Annotated in this window: 13 protein-coding genes and 1 pseudogene; 5 read left to right on the top strand and 9 right to left on the bottom strand. The window is 60.8% G+C overall.

What is annotated here, in order from left to right; all coding sequences use genetic code 11:
- Window positions 1–53: 53 nt before the first annotated feature.
- Window positions 54–746 carry a GNAT family N-acetyltransferase gene (locus tag AB1J88_RS03380; RefSeq protein ID WP_041066238.1) on the top strand — a complete coding sequence of 231 codons (693 nt, stop codon included), beginning with the start codon at window positions 54–56 and terminating at the stop codon, window positions 744–746.
- A 307-nt stretch (window positions 747–1,053) separates the two neighbouring features.
- Here the strand turns inward: AB1J88_RS03380 and AB1J88_RS03375 are convergent, their stop codons facing one another.
- Window positions 1,054–1,860: a class I SAM-dependent methyltransferase gene (locus AB1J88_RS03375; protein WP_430290199.1), complete on the bottom strand. Its 807-nt coding sequence runs from the start codon at window positions 1,858–1,860 to the stop codon at window positions 1,054–1,056.
- Window positions 1,861–2,060: 200 nt separating this feature from the next.
- A complete protein-coding gene (locus AB1J88_RS03370) occupies window positions 2,061–2,948 on the bottom strand; it encodes a LysR family transcriptional regulator (protein WP_430290198.1) in 888 nt (295 codons plus the stop codon).
- A 129-nt stretch (window positions 2,949–3,077) separates the two neighbouring features.
- Here AB1J88_RS03370 and AB1J88_RS03365 point away from each other — a divergent pair, with 129 nt between their 5' ends.
- Together AB1J88_RS03365 and AB1J88_RS03360 are read left to right on the top strand one after the other, a co-directional pair.
- A complete protein-coding gene (locus tag AB1J88_RS03365; protein WP_108183146.1) occupies window positions 3,078–4,094 on the top strand; it encodes an alpha/beta hydrolase in 1,017 nt (338 codons plus the stop codon).
- Window positions 4,095–4,301: 207 nt separating this feature from the next.
- Window positions 4,302–5,728, top strand: a pseudogene (locus tag AB1J88_RS03360) (mechanosensitive ion channel family protein).
- Between the two features lie 87 nt (window positions 5,729–5,815).
- Here the strand turns inward: AB1J88_RS03360 and ycaC are convergent.
- The 6 genes from ycaC to AB1J88_RS03330 form a co-directional block, all read right to left on the bottom strand.
- Window positions 5,816–6,439 carry an isochorismate family cysteine hydrolase YcaC gene (gene ycaC / locus AB1J88_RS03355; protein WP_108183148.1) on the bottom strand — a complete coding sequence of 208 codons (624 nt, stop codon included), beginning with the start codon at window positions 6,437–6,439 and terminating at the stop codon, window positions 5,816–5,818.
- 68 nt (window positions 6,440–6,507) lie between these two features.
- Entirely contained in the window at window positions 6,508–8,346 is a 1,839-nt protein-coding gene (locus tag AB1J88_RS03350; protein WP_198758486.1) for an amidohydrolase, read from the bottom strand.
- Window positions 8,347–8,391: 45 nt separating this feature from the next.
- Window positions 8,392–9,018 carry an antibiotic biosynthesis monooxygenase gene (locus AB1J88_RS03345; RefSeq protein WP_430290197.1) on the bottom strand — a complete coding sequence of 209 codons (627 nt, stop codon included), beginning with the start codon at window positions 9,016–9,018 and terminating at the stop codon, window positions 8,392–8,394.
- Window positions 9,011–9,427 carry a DoxX family protein gene (locus tag AB1J88_RS03340; RefSeq protein WP_222018910.1) on the bottom strand — a complete coding sequence of 139 codons (417 nt, stop codon included), beginning with the start codon at window positions 9,425–9,427 and terminating at the stop codon, window positions 9,011–9,013. Before AB1J88_RS03340 ends, AB1J88_RS03345 begins: the two co-directional genes overlap by 8 nt.
- Before the next feature lie 237 nt (window positions 9,428–9,664).
- Window positions 9,665–11,335 (bottom strand): hypothetical protein, encoded by a 1,671-nt coding sequence (locus tag AB1J88_RS03335; protein WP_430290196.1) that lies wholly within the window; start codon window positions 11,333–11,335, stop codon window positions 9,665–9,667.
- 214 nt (window positions 11,336–11,549) lie between these two features.
- Window positions 11,550–12,473: a LysR substrate-binding domain-containing protein gene (locus tag AB1J88_RS03330; protein WP_430290195.1), complete on the bottom strand. Its 924-nt coding sequence runs from the start codon at window positions 12,471–12,473 to the stop codon at window positions 11,550–11,552.
- 182 nt (window positions 12,474–12,655) lie between these two features.
- On the opposite strand from AB1J88_RS03330, the gene AB1J88_RS03325 reads away from it, so the two are divergent.
- Both AB1J88_RS03325 and AB1J88_RS03320 read left to right on the top strand, forming a co-directional pair.
- Window positions 12,656–13,087 (top strand): helix-turn-helix domain-containing protein, encoded by a 432-nt coding sequence (locus AB1J88_RS03325; RefSeq protein ID WP_430290194.1) that lies wholly within the window; start codon window positions 12,656–12,658, stop codon window positions 13,085–13,087.
- A 134-nt stretch (window positions 13,088–13,221) separates the two neighbouring features.
- Window positions 13,222–16,038 (top strand): ATP-binding protein, encoded by a 2,817-nt coding sequence (locus AB1J88_RS03320; RefSeq protein ID WP_430290193.1) that lies wholly within the window; start codon window positions 13,222–13,224, stop codon window positions 16,036–16,038.
- Here the strand turns inward: AB1J88_RS03320 and AB1J88_RS03315 are convergent.
- Window positions 15,994–17,451 (bottom strand): ATP-binding protein, encoded by a 1,458-nt coding sequence (locus tag AB1J88_RS03315; protein WP_430290192.1) that lies wholly within the window; start codon window positions 17,449–17,451, stop codon window positions 15,994–15,996. The genes AB1J88_RS03320 and AB1J88_RS03315 overlap by 45 nt on opposite strands.
- Between the last annotated feature and the right edge of the window lie 123 nt (window positions 17,452–17,574).

Genomic DNA, 17,574 nt, shown 5'->3' with positions numbered 1-17,574 from the left:
CATTCTCACAACAGCAACATCCACCACACCGGGCCTCGGCCACGGAGGGCAACATGAGTGTTATCGAAAAGCTGCGCGAACGCATCCGTCAAAAAGGCCTCGGCCGTCTCTTCGCCACCCTGTGGAAACGCTACGTGTTCTTCCACTGGGAGCTGCTGTGGATGGAGCGCGACCTGGTCTCCCCGGTGCCGCCGCACAAGCTGCGCCCCTACGAAGGCTTGCGCAAAGTCGATATCACCCCGCTGAACACCGGGGCGTTCGCCAAACACTTCGGCGATCGCGTCGACACCATGGCCGAACTCGCCGCCGAGGGTCACACCGGACACATGTACCTCGATGCCGACGGCCACGCGGTGGCCTTCATCTGGGGCAGCATTCGCGACTACCACGACCGCCACTATTACGGCTGCTGGTTCCCGGTCAAACCCGGCGAGTTCTTCGAATTCGGCGGCGAAATGGCCCGGCCGTATTTCGGCACCAGCCTGTCGGTGGACGTACAAGTCGCCCTCTGGGAAGCCATGGCGGCTCAAGGCTGCGACAAAGTCGTCGACGTCTGCGAAACCCACAACATCCCGGCGCTGAAGCTGCACATCCGCATGGGCTACCACGAACAGGGCCGCGTCACCCACGTCTACGGCCTGTTCGGCCGCTGGCGCTTCTACCGCGAAAGCCGCTATGACGGCTCACGCCTGGAACCCCTGCGCAAACCTGGGCGGCCAGTGGTGAGTGCGGCGGCGCAGGCGTGATTCAATCGTAAAAGCGATGGCGGCCATTTGGCCGCCATCGCGAGCAGGCTCGCTCCCACATTGGATTTGTGTACGACACCATCTTCGAGCCATCGCCTATGTGGCACAGGCTTGCTCAAACATTCAGAAGGGTCAAACGGGCGAAGTTGGTTCTGATTCTTTCAGCCAGACTTGAGATCTTGCCGACGCCTTCGCTGGCAAGCCAGCTCCCACAGGTGTTCAGGTGTCCTCGCTATTTTCGTGCGAACCAAAAAACTGTGGGAGTCTGGCTTGCCAGCGATGAGGCCGGTTGGATCGATGGAAAACTTCAGGCCTTGCTGGCGACCAAGGTGAAGCACAGCGGCATCTGCGCTGGCCGATTCAGGTACTGGTCATACACCTCTTCGCGGTTCGAATGTGCATATTCTCTGAAGTGTGCGATGTTCAGCCCGGCCGCGATGGCGCCGCTGAAGATCGCGCCGAGGGTGTGCACGAACCAGTAGGACTTGGCAGCCTGCTGCTCGATCTTGCCGACGTAGACAATCGGTTCTTCCTGCACGAATGGCTCGGCGCGGAAGTAGGAGCTGGCGAGGCGGTACGGGTCTTCGCCTTCAGGATCAACCATTTCCAGAAACGGATGGGTTTCATAGATCACCAGTTTGCCGCCCGTTTTCAGGGTTAACGCCACGTGGCGAAAGAACTCGCCGATGTCGGGCATCCAGTTCAGCACGCCGATGGTGATCAGCGCCACGTCGAAGCGGCTGTGCAGCGCAGCCGGCAGGTGATGGATATCGCTTTCGATGAATTCAGCGTTGTACGGCGAGCGCTGGTTCAATTCGCGAGCCTGTTCGAGAAACGCCTCCGATTGATCGACGCCGACCACACTGCGTGCACCGAGAGCAAACAGCGACAGGCTTTCGCGACCATTGTTGCAACCGAGTTGAATCAACTCTTTACCGTCCACGCCGACCTGTTCCAGCAGACCGCGCAAGGTGTCGTCGAGGCAGGAAAAATCTGCCTGCGAAACGTCATTCAACAGCGCTTGCCATTCCGCCGATTCACGGTGATGGCGAGCGGAATCGTTCCACGCCTGTCGATTGCTGTCGATGGCGGTTTTATTGTTGGGCACTTCCATGGCGCACTCCGGACGATGCTCGTGATTGAGCGGCCCCGAGTCTAGAACAGCCCAATCAATACGGTTGTTGCGACTTTGTAAGCCGCACCGCCGATCCACTGTGGGAGCGAGCTTGCTCGCGAAGGCGTCGGTCCAGCCAACATCTTCATTGCCTGAACCCCCGTTTTCGCGAGCAGGCTCGCTCCTACAGTTCGGAACGCTTACATCTGATTCAGGCGTTCGCGCAAAAACTCGACCAGTGCCTGCACCGGGCGCGACGCCTGGCGATGCTGCGGGTAGACCGCCGACAGGGTCAGCGGTTCGGGCCTGTAGTCGTCGAGTACCAGCACCAGTCGCCCGTCCTTCAGCGCCGCGCCGACGATGAACGTCGGCAGATAGGTAATCCCCATTCCCTGCACCGCTGCATCCCTCAGCAGCTCGCCGTTGTTCACCCGCATGCGCCCGGTGACGTTGACCAGCAGCGGCTTGCTCTGCCCCGCGTTGAAGCGCCATTGCACCGAACGACCATGGCCGTACGGCAGGCAGTCGTGGCTGTGCAGGTCTTCGGGGTTGAGCGGTGTGCCACGTTCGGCCAGATACGCCGGGCTGGCGCAGTACACCCGTTCGATGGCGGCGATGCGCCGGGCGATCAGCGTCGAGTCTTCCAGCACACCGATACGCAACGCCAGGTCATAACCTTCGCCGAGCAGGTCCACCGGGCGATCACTCAAATCCACCTCCACCGTGACATCGCGATAGCGCTGCAAAAACAGCGGCAACAGACAACCCAGATGCGCCACGGCAAACGACAGCGGCGCGCTGAGGCGAATCGTCCCGCGTGGCTCGGCGGTCTGCCCGGCGATGCCCTGTTCGACCTGTTCCACTTCGCCGAGCAGGCGCAGCGCCGATTCGTAGTAGCTCTGACCCAGTGGCGTGACGTCGAGCCGTCGGGTGGAACGGTTCAACAACCGCACACCGAGGCGCTCTTCGAGCTGCATCAAGCGGCGGCTGACGAACTGCTTGGACAGGCCCAACTGATCGGCGGCGGCGGTGAAGCTGCCGGAGTCCATGACCTGGCAAAAAATACGCATGTCTTCGAACGGGTTCATTGTCACTCTCTGGTAGACAGTCAAACGCTTTATAGCCGCTTTTTCACTTTTCGACAGCTCATTAATCTGTGCTCACGGTTTGAAAACAGCCCGACACAACACCAATAACTTTCGAAAATGGAATTGAGCATGAACATCAAAAAAACCCTGACCGCATCCCTCCTCGCCCTCTCCATCGGCAACGCATTCGCCGCCGGCAGCCCGGGTGTCGAACACAACACCCAGGCCTTCCTCGAAGCCCTCGCCGCTGGCGGTGGCAAACCATTGGAACAGCTGAGCCCGAAGGATGCCCGTGCGGTGCTGACTGGCGCTCAGGCCTCGGTGAAAGTCGACCTCTCCGGGGTTGAAGTCAGCGACAAGGCGATCAAGGTCGACGGCCAGACGATCAACCTGAAAGTGGTGCGGCCGGCCAAGGTCAAAGGCGAATTGCCGGTGTTCATGTTCTTCCATGGTGGTGGTTGGGTGTTGGGCGATTACCCGACTCACCAACGCCTGATTCGTGATCTGGTGGTCGGCTCTGGAGCGGTCGCGGTGTACGTCGATTACACGCCGTCGCCGGAAGCGCAGTACCCGACAGCGATCAACCAGGCCTATGCGGCGACAAAATGGGTTGCGGAAAACGGCAAGCAGATCGGGGTCGATGGCAAGCGTCTGGCGGTGGCCGGCAACAGCGTCGGCGGCAACATGGCGGCGGTCGTGGCGTTGATGGCCAAGGAACAGAAAACCCCGGCCCTGCGCTTCCAGTTGCTGATGTGGCCGGTGACCAACGCCGGGTTCGATAACGGCTCGTACCAGCAATTTGCCGAGGGCCACTTCCTGACCAAGGGCATGATGCAGTGGTTCTGGGACAACTACACCACCAACCCGGCCGAACGCGCACAGATCCACGCCTCGCCGCTCAACGCCAGCGCCGAACAGCTCAAGGGCCTGCCCGCCGCGCTGGTACAGACCGCCGAGTTCGACGTATTGCGTGACGAAGGCGAAGGCTACGCACGGCATCTGGATGCGGCCGGCGTGCCGGTGACCTCGGTGCGCTACAACGGGATGATTCATGACTTTGGTTTGCTCAACCCACTGAGCCAGATTCCCGAAGTGAAAGCGGCCGTGCGCCAGGCCGCGGCTGAGCTGAAGACGCATCTGAACTGAGGCCCCCTCCCTCGCCACACCCAACGGTGTGGCGAGTTTTTTGATTGCAAGAACCCTTGTGGTGAGGGGATTCATCCCCGACGGGTTGCGAAGCGACCCCACTGCCAACCAGAAAGGCAGGGGACTGCTGCGCAGTCCATCGGGGATGAATCCCCTCACAACTAAAGCCTCTTCAACACCGACGTTCATGCAGTTCCGGAGATCGCCATGTCCATCCTCCTCACCCACCTGCTGTCCTGGAGCGCCGCGCTGTTGCTGCTCGACGCGCTGCTCTGGCACCTCGCCCCGTTCAAGCACCGCGCACCGCGGGTCGGTGTGCGGCTGGTGCTGTTTCTGGCATTCAGCGCGCTGGCCATCAATGCCGGCGTCAGCCCGTTGCAGGCTCCACTGTTTGCCGATGACCCGGTGACGCAGCTCGGGGCGACGGCGCTGGGCATTCTCTGGTGGCTGTACGCCGCGCGGGTGCTGACCGAAGTGATCGGCCTGATTCTGATGCGACGCATCGGCCACAGCGGTCGGCTGTTGCAGGACGTGATTGGCGCGCTGGTGTTTCTGGCAGCGATCGTCGCGGCCGCCGGGTATGTGCTGGAGCTGCCGGTCAAAGGCTTGCTGGCGACCTCCGGGGTGGTGGCGATCGTCGTCGGTCTGGCGTTGCAAAGCACCTTGAGCGACGTGTTCTCGGGGATCGTGCTCAACACCACCAAGCCGTATCAGGTCGACGATTTCGTGGTGATCGACGGTGTCGAGGGCAAGGTCATCGACATCGACTGGCGCGCCACGCATCTGTTGACCAGCACCGGCACGCTGGCCGTGGTGCCGAACTCGGTGGCGGCCAAGGCGAAGATCGTCAATCTCAGTGCCCGACCAACCTGCACGGGGTCTCGATCAGCATCAAGGTGCCGAATCACATTCGCCCGCGGCGGGTGCTCGACGCCCTCGACCGCACGCTGCAAGGCAGCAGCAGTCTGCTGCTCAATCCGCCGCCCAAAGCCGTGTTGAAAGAGGCCGGCGAGGAGATGTCGGAGTATGTCGCCAGCGGTTTCATCAGTGAACTGGGCAAGAAAGGCGAAGTGCGCAATCAACTGTTCGACCTCGCCCACCGGCATCTCGAAGCTGCAGGTATTTCCCGGCATCCGGACGGTGTGATCGAACCCTCGACCCGCGCCCGAGCGTTGCTCGATGAAGTGAAAGTTTTCCGCTCGCTGAGCCATGAGGAACGTGATCGCCTCGCTGAATCGATGGTCGCGCAACAATACGCGGCCGGTCAGGTGGTGCTGGGTCTGGATGAAGTGCCCGACAGTCTGTTTGTCATCGCCACCGGCGTGGTCAGTGCCACCGTGCCCGACGGCGACGGCCAGACCGAGGCCGGACGCATGGGGCCAAGCGAGGTCATGGGCGAACAGAGCATCCTCGCCGATACGCCGTCGCAAGCGACGTTCACCGCACTGACGTCGAGCATCATCTACCGCCTCGACAAAGCCCTGACCCGTCAGTGCATGGAGCAGCGCAGCGAAGTCGGCCAAGCGTTGAACAAATTGCAGGCCGTGCGACAGCAGAACAGCCGGCTGGCGTTGATGGCCAAACCGGTGGCGGTGCGCAAAGGTGGTTTTTTGGGGTGGCTGCAGAAACGTTAAAAGCAAAAGATCGCAGCCTGCGGCAGCTCCTACATTGGAACGCGTTCCTCTGTAGGAGCTGCCGCAGGCTGCGATCTTTTGATCTTCTTACTTGGCAGTGAACTTGGTGTAGCTGTTGATCAGGTTGCGGTAGTTCGGCAGGCGTTCGGACAGCAGATGCGCCAGGCCTTCCATGTCGTTGCGCCAGTCACCTTGCAGCTCGCACGCCACCGAGAACCAGTTCAGCAGGTGTGCACCGGCAGCCGACATCCGCGCCCACGCCGCTTGTTGCACGGTGGTGTTGAAGGTGCCGGAAGAATCGGTGACCACGAACACTTCGAAGCCTTCAGCAATGGCCGACAGGGTCGGGAACGCCACGCAGACGTCAGTCACCACACCGGCGATGATCAGTTGCTTGCGGCCGGTGGCTTTGATTGCCTTGACGAAGTCTTCGTTGTCCCAGGCGTTGATCTGGCCAGGACGTTGAATGAACGGTGCATCCGGAAACTGCTCGCGCAGCTCAGGCACGATCGGGCCGTTCGGGCCGGCGTCGAAACTGGTGGTGAGGATGGTTGGCAGCTTGAAGAACTTGGCGATGTCGCCCAGTGCCAGCACGTTGTTTTTGAATTCGTTTGGCGAGAAATCCTGTACCAGCGAGATCAGACCGGTCTGGTGGTCGACCAGCAGCACGACCGCATCATCTTTGTTCAGACGCTTGTAGGGAACGCTCATGGGAAACTCCTCGGTGGATGGTTGTTGCATGAGGCGCCGACCGGGTGGCCGGCGCTTTTTTGTATTGATCAGAACGCGAAACAGGAACAGCCGAACGCGCCCCAGAAACCGGCGAAGTCACTGACCGGTGCGTTCGACAGTCGGGCTTTTTCATGGCTGTGCGCGTGCACCGCGCAGGCGCCAACGCACTGATGCACTTGCGCCTGCAAAGGCGAATTCGGGCGCCAGTGGCCCGGCACCTTGACCACCGGCGACCAGTCCGGAAGCACGGGGATCGAGCGAGGGCCGAGGTCTTCGAAATCGCCGGCGGCGTAAACGATCTTGCCGCCGACCACGGTCAGCACCGACTCGATCCACTTGATCGCTTCTTCCTCGACGTGGAAGAAGTCCGCGCTCAGCGCCGCCAGATCCGCCAGTTGCCCGACCTTGATCTGGCCCTTCTTGCCCTGCTCGGACGAGAACCAGGCGCTGCCGTGGGTGAACAATTCCAGCGCAGTCGTGCGCGGCAAACCTTCTTCGTACAAGGCCAGACCGCCGACGGTGCGACCGCTGACCATCCAGTACAGCGAAGTCCACGGGTTGTAGCTGGAAACCCGGGTGGCATCGGTGCCCGCGCCCACCGGCACGCCTTCGGCGAGCATGCGTTTGATCGGCGGCGTGGCTTCGGCGGCTTTTGCGCCGTAACGGTCGACGAAGTATTCGCCCTGGAACGCCATGCGATCCTGAATCGCGATGCCGCCGCCCAGCGCCCTCACCCGCTCAATGTTCTGCGGGGTGATGGTTTCGGCATGGTCGAAGAACCACGGCAGACCGTTGAACGGAATGTCGCGATTGACCTTCTCGAACACGTCGAGCATGCGGCTGATCGATTCGTTGTAGGTGGCGTGCAAGCGGAACGGCCAGCGCTGCTCGACCAGATGGCGCACCACCGGCTCCAGCTCCTGTTCCATGCTCTGCGGCAGGTCCGGGCGCGGCTCCAGAAAGTCTTCGAAATCCGCCGCTGAGAACACCAGCATCTCGCCAGCGCCGTTGTGGCGCAGGAAGTCATCGCCCTGATGCAACTTGACGCTGCCGGTCCAGTTCTGGAAATCGGTCAGCTCTTCTTTCGGTTTCTGGGTGAACAGGTTGTAGGCGATACGCACGGTCAACTGATCATCCTTGGCCAGTTGCTCGATCACCTGATAGTCGTCGGGGTAGTTCTGGAAACCACCGCCGGCATCGATCGCGCTGGTCAGGCCGAGGCGATTGAGTTCGCGCATGAACTGCCGGGTCGAGTTGACCTGATAGTCCAGCGGCAGCTTCGGCCCCTTGGCCAGCGTCGAGTACAGAATCATCGCATTGGGTTTTGCCACCAGCATGCCGGTCGGATTGCCGTTGGCATCGCGCACGATCTCGCCGCCCGGCGGGTTCGGCGTGTCGCGGGTGTAACCGGCAACCCGCAGTGCGGCACGGTTGAGCAAGGCGCGGTCGTACAGGTGCAGAACGAACACCGGCGTATCCGGCGCGGCCTGGTTGAGTTCTTCGAGGGTCGGCATGCGTTTTTCGGCGAACTGGAATTCGTTCCAGCCACCGACCACGCGCACCCATTGCGGGGTCGGCGTGCGGTCGGCCTGTTCCTTGAGCATGCGCAGTGCATCGGCCAGCGACGGCACGCCTTCCCAGCGCAATTCGAGGTTGTAGTTGAGACCGCCACGGATCAGGTGCAGGTGCGAGTCGTTGAGGCCGGGGATCACGCAGCGCCCGTGCAGGTCGATCACTTGCGTGGCCGAACCACGCAGGGCCATGGCCTGGGTGTCGTTGCCGACGACGACAAAGCGTCCGTCCTTGATCGCCACAGCACTGGCGAGGGGTTTTTCGCGGTCTACCGTATGAAATTGGCCATTGAACAGAATCAGATCGGCGTTCATCGCAGTTCCTTCGAGATAAGTGAAACGAAGTCCGTATCCGCCCCTTCAGCGCGGCGGATGGGCGTTGGATTCCAGGTGCTCATGGGGCTGAGTGGCCGCCAGCCACGGCGCGAACAAGCGAGTGGCGGCCGGCATGCAGACGTACACCACCGACAGCACGATGGTCAGGGTGATCAGGAACGTGGCGACCACATAGTTGGACAGGAATGCATTGAGTTGCAGCAGCGGTCCCCAGATCAGCGGCACCAGCAAGGTGTGCGGCAGAATCACGAACAGCGTCACGACGGCCTGCTTCCAGCGCGGTGGTGGCGTGGCAGCGTCGACCAGTGGCGTGAACCAGAATTCGTTGGCCGCATTGACCTCGGTCTGGTCGCCGTCGGCGAGCATCGGCGCGGCTTGTTCGATCAGCGCCTGACGCTGTGGGGAGTCGAGCCAGCGCTGCATCGCCTCGGTCGAGCAATAACGCAGCACGCAGGTGAACAGCGCGAGGCCACCCTGTTTACTGCGCATTACGTCCACACCCAGGTGCCCTTCTTCACGCCCCGCGACGCTGACGATATTGCGCAGCCAGGCTTCGTAGGGCTGTTCGAAGCCGGCCTTGACTCGATGCTTGACGATCAGCGTCACGGTTTCTTCGGTTCCCGGTTTTCTCAGGGACGGGGTATCAGGCATAGCGAAGCACTCCGGGCAAACGCGCATTGAGCGCCAGCCGTCCGGGCCCGGCGATCAGCACAGTGGTGAAGAGGATCAACAGCAACCAGCCGAACTGCCCTTCGGCCACACTCCATTGCGGATGCACGAGCAGCAGCGCTACCAGCAGCACAAAAAGAATAGGCAAGCACGCCAGTCTCACCAGTATCCCGGCGACGATCAGCAGCGGACAGAGGACTTCGGCGAAGATCGCCAGGATCAACGTGAGGTGAGCACCGAGATGGAACGGGTCCTCGATGAGTTGCAGTTGCGCGGTGAAGTCCAGCAGCTTGGGCAAGCCGTGGACGAACAGTAGAAACAACCCGCCGGTCACCCGCAGAAACAGCAGGCCGAGGTTTTGCGCCCGGTCATTGCGTTGTACAGCGTTCATGGGCCCACCCTTGATCAATCATTGCCGGTAATGGTGCAACGATTGATCCAGGGGAAATTGGATGGGTGTGCTCTCTTTGCCTTGGAACGGTCGGGCTACAGCGGTGCGTCAGCCTTCAGCTCCAGATTATCCAGCGCCCGGTTCGCTGCCAACTCACAGAGCATGATCCATTGCGCGCCCCACAGAAAAACGGGCATTCATCGCTGACACTTGTGAATAAAACATTCATGTGTCACTTCAATAGCCCCCAAAGGACGTGTCCAGTCCCGCTGCTGGCTCTCCAGGTGCAATCTGATCATCAGGGTTATAACTGAACACGTTAGTATCTGATGCCTCCATATCGACTTTTACTATCGGCAAAAATCGACCTGTCGTCTGGAAGTAATCGTGTTGACCAAACTGAGCCTGCAGCAAGCCTTTGCTGGTGAAGTGGCCCTTGAGGCTGTAGTAAAAAGCTTCGAGCGGAAGCTGTAAGGGTATGTCCTGAGGCCACGTTTGAATCATGACCTCATTCCATCCATCGCCATTCGGCACGCTGGGGCGAACATCGATGTTAAGTTGAAACTGTTCAGGATCAATATTGAAAGCACAACTTGTGCGCGGCTGTGCGGCATAGAGAGCAGCCCAACTCTCTATACTAGTGACACCCCGTTCGTCGCACATCTGCCCCCGAATTCGACAGGTGTCTTCTACTGGACGGGCCGTAGCTCCGTCAAAGGGATAGGCACACATCACTCTGAGAGGAGTTGCCACCGGCGCAAAGCTTTCACGGACAATGAAACCCTGTTGATGTACCGGCTTTGTCAAGTTTGCGTCCTTGCGCAGATAGGTAAATGAAACTCCATTATTGATGACGGAACCCGGACTGGGATTCCACATGTGGTAGCTTGTGGAGGCTTTGGTTCCCCTTATCAATACACCATTGCAATGAAATGCCGTTTTACCGCCTGAACAAGTTTTACTGGTATTCATGTATCTCGCATTGAGTTGAGCAGCCACTTGATAACCGACATACAACTGATCTTGTTGATTGAATCCAAATACTTTATCGGGGGCCAAGTCGAGAGCCAAACGTAATATGGGCAGCCAATTGCCGGTGGCCTTGAAGTAGTCACGTTGATCTTTTTGAGCTCCCGCTAATGCTCCTTCATGTGTCACGTCATAAAAAAGCCCCAGAATCGGCATTTGCAAGGGTGCGCTGGCCTCCCAGTTGCGAATCTGTACTTGAGTGGGACGGGCTGACCACGCGGCATCGATCCCCTGATGAGCTATCAAACTCGCCTCAAATGTTTGTGGCTCTTGACTGCTGAATGAACATTGAGCTGCCGGTTGCCAGTCATGTTGTCGAAAATGTTCGATCCAACTCGCCGAATCATTGACCCCTAGGCTGGCACAGGAGCTTGGATCGGTCATTGCCGCGGCAGTCGGCACTTTCCATCCGCAACCAAATTCGGGATGCGTCGCTTGCAGAGGTAACTTGAACGGATACGCACAAAGCAGTTCCAGGTCCTTGCCTTGGCCGATAGCCGTGAATCCATCGCTGAACAAAACTCCATGTGTTGCATCGAGTGTTCGTGTACTGAGATCGGAGCGCAAGTAAACAAAGCTTTCCGCCCCCAGTTGGGACGACACCGCATCATGCTTCCAGAACTCTCCCTCTGACGGGCTTCCACGCGCCAGTACACCGCTACAGAAAAAGGCCGGTTTATCCCCCGGACACACTCGAGTGTTGTATTGAAAACTGCGATTGAGCAACTGTGCAACTTCCGGCCCCGTGACTCCCTGAGCGTTCGCGGTCAGTAGCGTAAGAATCAGGAATGCAAGACATCCGAAGACCTTCGATTGCCTTGCCAATAGAAAGAAGTGAAAAGGTGAGCAGGCAGTGTTTCCCGATATTTGAAAACTCATGACGAAAACTCCTGCCAGCAAAAGAGGCGACGGAGCATTTAGACTCGAGATGAGCGGGGTTGGCTACTGTCAGAAATTACAGGTTTTGTCCTGTTCCGACAAAAGGCTCGATCGAATAATTACCTTCGATTATCGCGTGCAAAAAGTTCGCTCGGCGAAAGCCGAAAGGCCTTGTGGCTTATCGCACGCAACCACAATACCTTTGAACACCGCGCTAAACCGCCGGAATATCCAGCGGCGCCGACATGAACTGACTGATCCGCGACCGCAGCCAGCGCTCCGCCGGGTCGTTGTCATGCACCCCGCTCCACGCCATCGACAGTTGCGCCGCATCAATCGGAAATGGCGGATCCTCAGCCCGCAACGCACAGCCTTCGACCAGCGCACACGCGGCATAGTCCGGCACGGTGGCAATCATTTCAGTGCCGGCGAGCAAGGCGCGCAAACCGCTGAACTGCGGCACGCCGAGCACCACTCGGCGGCGCCGGCCGACCTTGGCCAGGTCCACGTCAATGTTGCCGCTCAGATCCCCCGAGAACGACACCATTGCGTGCGGGCGCTCGCAGTATTCGTCGAGGGTCAGCGGGCCCGGGCGATCATCACCACGCAGGACCTTGCAGGGAATGTCGCGCAGTTTCTTGCGCTTGGCGTTGGCCGGCAGATCGGTGGTGTAGCTGACCCCGACCGAGATTTCCCCGGAAGCCAGAAGTGCCGGCATCAGCAGATAGTTGGCGCGGCGTACGACCACGACAATACCCGGTGCTTCTTGCTGAAGGTTGCGCAGCAGCGGTGGAAACAGACCGAACTCGGCGTCGTCCGAGAGGCCGATGCGGAACACGTCGCAACTGCTGGCCGGGTCGAACTCTTTGGCCCGGCTGACCGCGCCGGAGATCACATCCATCGCCGGTTGCAGCTCCTGCAGGATCGCCAGCGCTCGCGCCGTCGGCTCCATGCTGCGGCCGTTGCGCAACAGCAGCGGATCATCGAACAGGTCACGCAAACGCCCCAGCGCGGCACTGACCGCTGGCTGGCCCATGAACAGTTTTTCGGCGACGCGGGTCAGGTTCTTTTCAAACATCAGCGCTTCGAAAATCACCAGCAGGTTCATGTCGACACGGCGCAGATCGTTACGGTTCATGGGCTGCAATTCCTTCTAAGACCGTTCGCAAGTGCCGAGCACTTTACCCGATCAACGGTGGTTTGCATCCGTGTCATGCCTGCGAATTAACAACGATTAACTCGTCAGCCGGCATGTCCCTTCTTAACAATGAAGGCCTCTGCGCAGCGTTGTTTTTCACCTCCACGACACGGACACCGGCCATGGCTCATCTACAGCAATCCGTCGCCCTCGCCCCTGCCAGCGAAACGTCCCGGCCGCTTATCGGCGGCCTCAGCCCGCAACGGGAGCAGCAGGTCAAACAACTGATCCTCGAACGCCTCGGAGAAAGCCTGGAAGTGGCCGAGCTGGCACGCGCCTGCTCATTGTCGCGCAGCCATTTCTCCCGGGCGTTCAAGGCCAGCACCGGCCTCGCGCCGCAGGACTGGATTCGCGAACAGCGCATTGCTCGCGCCAAGCTGCTGATCCGCCACACCGACCTGAGCCTGACGCAGATCAGCCTGGATTGCGGATTCTGTGATCAGGCACATTTCTGTCACATGTTCACCCGCAGCGAAGGGATCAATCCGTTTGCCTGGCGCTGTCAGGTCATGCGTGAAGACAAAGACACCCGGACACGGCATCTGAGCTTTTGAGCGTTGCGCAGGAGCCCGGCGTTGCACTGATGGCCAAACCTGAGGAATATGCTGCGATACCTTGTAGCCGACGATCTGCGTCTTCACGCAGCGTCCATCTGCCAGGATCGCCGCATCACCGCAGGAGTGCGCTGTTGAGTCTTTCCCCGAATCAGGCCATCGGCTTCGGCCCCTATCGGATTTACACCGGACAACGATTGGTCATGGAAGGTGACCAGCCGTTGCGGCTGGGACGGCGCGCCATGGATATTCTGCTGATGCTGCTGGCGCATGCCGGGGAAGTGGTGAGCAAGCAGCAACTGCTCGCCGGCGTATGGGCGGACACCGTCGTCGAGGACATCAATCTGCGGGTGCACATGGCCGCCCTGCGCAAGGCACTGGGCGACGGTCAGGCCGGTCAGCGCTACATCGTGACCGTGGCCCAGCGCGGCTACAGTTTCGTAGCCCCACTGACGGTGCACGCCAACGGACAACGGCTACTGGAGGCGGCGCCCGGGCGCCATAACCTGCCGCTGCGCCGTACCCGGATGATCGGGCGCCAGTCACTGGTGGACAGCTTGATGCAGCAACTGCCGCGACAGCGCTGCATCACCCTCATCGGCCCCGGCGGGATCGGCAAGACCACCGTCGCCCTGCGCGTCGCCGAGCAGTTGCTCGGACGCTATCGCGATGGCATCCGCCTGCTGGATCTGGCGCCGCTCAACGACCCGGCGCTGATCGCCTCACAACTGGCGACCCTGCTCGATCTGGCAGTACACGACGGCGCGCCGTTGGCGAGTGTGATCAACGATTTGCGCGAGCGGCAGATGCTGCTGGTGATCGATAACTGCGAGCACCTCATCGATGCCGTGGCGCTGCTCGTCGAGAGCCTTCTGCGCGGCGCGCCGCAGGTACACATTCTGGCTACCAGCCGCGAAAGTCTGCGCGCTGAGGGCGAGTTCGTGCAGCGTCTGGAATCCCTCGATTGCCCGCCTGCGACGAGCCGTCTCGATCGCGAGCAGGCGATGACTTTCGCGGCCCTGCAACTGTTCGTCGAACGAGCGATGGGCGCCCATGAACGCTTTGAACTGAGCGACGCCGATTTACCCCTGGCGATGGAAATCTGCCGGCGTCTGGACGGTATTCCACTGGCTCTGGAACTGGCGGCAGCGCAGGTCGAAACCCTGGGCCTGAGCGGCCTGCTGGAGCAATGGCAGGATCACTTGCACCCGCTGGCGGCGGGCAACCACCAGCGCCATGCGCGGCATCAAACGCTGCACGCCACGCTGGACTGGAGTTTCAATCTGCTCACCCCTTGCGAGCAGACTTGCCTGCGCCGCCTCGGGGTATTTCGCGGCAGCTTCAGCCTGGCCTCGGCCGCGGCGGTGATCGTCGGTCAACACATCGATCCCACGCAGGTGCTCGCATCGGTCACGCAACTGGTGGGTAAATCGCTGCTGAACGTGGAAGTCGGTGATGAAGAAGTGTTTTATCGCCTGCTCGACACCACCCGCCATTACGCCCTGGAAAAACTCGAACTCAGCGGCGAACGCGAAATCCTGCGCGAACGCCACGCCGAACGCTATCTGACGCTGATGGAGCAAGCGCAGACCGAGTGGGAACACACTCCGACCACACAATGGATCGAGCGCTATGCCCGAGGTCTGGAAGACCTGCGCGCTGCACTCGACTGGAGTTTGCACGGCAACGGCTCGCGCCCTCTCGGCATCCGTTTGACCGCGACGTCGGCCGCGTTGTGGCAGGAGCTGTCATTGCTCAAGGAATATGGCGCGCATGTCCGTCAGGCGTTGACCCTGCTCGAAAGCGCGGCCCAACCCTGTCCGCGCTTGCATACAGCCTTGCAACTGGCACTCGGCAGCGCTTGTTATCACAACTGCGGCGGTTCGCCGGAAACCATTGAAGCGTTCACTCAGGCTAACGCGCTGGCACAGCAGCACCACGACGTCGCCGCGCAATTGCGCGCCATCTCCGGCCACCTGGCGGTCAATCTCAGCTGTGGGCATTACCAGGCGGCATTGCAGCAAAGCGAACAATTCGACCGCCTCGGTGGCCACGACGACCCGCTGCTGTCATTGAGCATTCACCGCTTGCGCGTCCTGGCGCTGCACTTTGCCGGCGACCAGCCGCGCGCGCGGATCAACGCCGAGCAAGTGATTCAGCGTATGGCCCACAGTGGTTGTCGCAACCGCTTCACCCACGGCTTTGGCGTGCAGTACGACCAGAGCGTGGCTTCGTTGACCATTCTCGCCCGGGTGTTGTGGCTGCAGGGGTTTCCCGAACAGGCGTGGCGCACCGCCCGGCAGGCGCTGGATATCGCCGTGCAGATCAACCACGGTACGTCGATCTGCTACACCCTGGCATTGGCCAGCTGCCTGATTGCGCATTACAACGGCGACGCCAGGACTGCGCGCGAGTTGTTGCAACTGTTGCTGGAGCAGGCGCAAAAGCACTCGGTGCTGCTGTTCTATCGTTGGGGACGGCACTATGCGCAGGTGATCGATGAACGCCTGGCCCCACCCGACGCGCCGGCGGATAACGGGCTGATCAAGGAGCTGATGGTCACGCTCGATGCTCGCCATATCGATGACGCGTTGCTGGAGCGGGCACACAGTGGCGCGGCAGGCTGGAGCACGGCGGAGGTACTGCGGGCCGAGGCTGAGCGGTTATTGGCGGATGAGGCGGATAGTCCGCAGGGACGCCTTGGCGAACAGGCAGAACACCTCCTGCAAAACGCCATCGCCATCGCCCGTGCCCAGGGCGCGCTGGCCTGGGAACTGCGCAGCGCCACAACATTGGCCCAACTGTGGCAGCGCCAATCACGCCACCGCGAAGCATTGGCGCTGCTGACCCCGATCCATCAACGCTTCACCGAAGGCTACGCCACGCCGGACCTGCGCAAGGTGCGCTTATTGCTCGATGCGTTGCATGAACAGTTGCACACCCGCAGTTGATCGATTTGGCCTGCGGTACAGCGCACGATGGTACGCGATAGCACTCGGTTCAACGCTGGCTTCGGTCTGTTCACGGACGTAACAGCGAAGAAGATTGAGCATTCGATAACGCACCGCATCTGCACCCCGCTCCACCGTCAGCCATGACTTGGCGGCCAGGCGTTCGATCACCGATCGCAGATGCCCACTGTCGATGACCCGCAGAGCAGCCTCTTCGGTGAAGGCCATCTTGAATACCGACAGGCGCTGCAAGACCCGACGTTCGCAGGGCCGCAGATCCTGATAGCTCCAGTCCAGCGCTGCGCTCATGGATTGATGCCGTGGCTTCGCGGTGCGACGACCATGCCTGAGCAGGTGCAGACCGTTGTCCAGTTGCGCTTGCAGCCCTACCAGCGCCAGCGCATCGATCTGCGCGGCCGCCAGTTCAATGGCCAATGGCAAACCGTCGAGACGACGACAGAGACTGCACACGGTTTGCAGATCCTGCTCGCGCAGGCTGAAATCGTGCTGCCGGGCACGCCCGCGACTGACCAGCAATTGCACCGCCGAATAGCCCATGAGCTCATCGATACTGGCCGGTGTCGAGGCCTTGGGAAAGGTCAATGGCGCAATCGGTTGCAGGGTTTCCAGATTGGCCTGCAACGGTTCGCGACTGGTGACCAGCAGCGCCAGCCGCGGCGCCGCCAGTTGCAGTCGCTCCACCAATGCCCGGCATGAGTCACGACACCGCTCGCTGTTATCCAGCAGCAGCAAGGCATGACGCGACGCTAACGCATCGAACGAAAGGTCGAGGGTGCGCAACAGGTGTTCAAGCAGTGACGGCGCATCACCGAGCATGGACAGGTCGATGTACCAGACGCCGTCGCGGTAATGCTGCAACAGCAATTCGGCCACCCGCAGCGCCACGGTGGATTTGCCGATGCCGGCCGGGCCTGTCAGTGTCATCAAGCGGCACAGGGGCATTTGCCGGACCAGACGGCCCACCAGCGAATCGCGGCCGATGACCGGAGTCAGGCGAGCGGGCAGATTCTGTTGCGGCGCCTGCAAGGTGTCGAACACGACCTGCGCGACGCTGTCACCGTGCACCGGCGCGATAAAGCTGTAACCACATTGCGGCACGTTGACGATGTAGCGCTGGCCCTTCTCGCCATCGCCCAGCGCCCGGCGCAACGCGGCGATGTGCACCCGCAGGTTGATCTCTTCGACCACACTGTCCGGCCACACGCGGGCGATCAACTGCTCCTTGCGGACGACGCGACCGGCGTGTTCGACCAGCACCTGCAAAATATCGAGGGCGCGGCCGCCCATGCGCAATGGTCGATCCCCGTCGAGGATCAGCCGTTGGCGCAGATGAAAGGCGTATGGCCCGAAATACAACACCGATGCAGCGGGTAAATCTTTGTGGCTGTTCATGCCGTTTTCCAGCGCCAGCGCGCGCGGGCAGCATGCCCTCGGCGCTCAGCGCTTCTCCCTTCCAAGCGTTACCGTTTATCTTGGCAGGCGCAGGTGACGGTACAACCTCCATACAGGGCGCAA

The sequence above is a fragment of the Pseudomonas sp. S8 genome, from assembly GCF_050473925.1.
Lineage (GTDB): Bacteria > Pseudomonadota > Gammaproteobacteria > Pseudomonadales > Pseudomonadaceae > Aquipseudomonas > Aquipseudomonas parakoreensis.
The sequence above is the reverse complement of the archived record's forward strand: the minus strand, read 5'-3'. Positions and strand labels throughout refer to the sequence as shown.

Bases quoted from the DNA above. Each gene is read 5' to 3' on its own strand.
- ycaC (WP_108183148.1), bottom strand. From the start codon at position 6,439: ATGAGCGTTCCCTACAAGCGTCTGAACAAAGATGATGCGGTCGTGCTG.
- AB1J88_RS03350 (WP_198758486.1), bottom strand. From the start codon at position 8,346: ATGAACGCCGATCTGATTCTGTTCAATGGCCAATTTCATACGGTAGAC.
- AB1J88_RS03330 (WP_430290195.1), bottom strand. From the start codon at position 12,473: ATGAACCGTAACGATCTGCGCCGTGTCGACATGAACCTGCTGGTGATT.
- AB1J88_RS03315 (WP_430290192.1), bottom strand. From the start codon at position 17,451: ATGAACAGCCACAAAGATTTACCCGCTGCATCGGTGTTGTATTTCGGG.
- AB1J88_RS03365 (WP_108183146.1), top strand. From the start codon at position 3,078: ATGAACATCAAAAAAACCCTGACCGCATCCCTCCTCGCCCTCTCCATC.
- AB1J88_RS03325 (WP_430290194.1), top strand. From the start codon at position 12,656: ATGGCTCATCTACAGCAATCCGTCGCCCTCGCCCCTGCCAGCGAAACG.
- AB1J88_RS03335 (WP_430290196.1), bottom strand. From the start codon at position 11,335: ATGAGTTTTCAAATATCGGGAAACACTGCCTGCTCACCTTTTCACTTC.
- AB1J88_RS03370 (WP_430290198.1), bottom strand. From the start codon at position 2,948: ATGAACCCGTTCGAAGACATGCGTATTTTTTGCCAGGTCATGGACTCC.
- AB1J88_RS03375 (WP_430290199.1), bottom strand. From the start codon at position 1,860: ATGGAAGTGCCCAACAATAAAACCGCCATCGACAGCAATCGACAGGCG.
- AB1J88_RS03340 (WP_222018910.1), bottom strand. From the start codon at position 9,427: ATGAACGCTGTACAACGCAATGACCGGGCGCAAAACCTCGGCCTGCTG.
- AB1J88_RS03380 (WP_041066238.1), top strand. From the start codon at position 54: ATGAGTGTTATCGAAAAGCTGCGCGAACGCATCCGTCAAAAAGGCCTC.
- AB1J88_RS03345 (WP_430290197.1), bottom strand. From the start codon at position 9,018: ATGCCTGATACCCCGTCCCTGAGAAAACCGGGAACCGAAGAAACCGTG.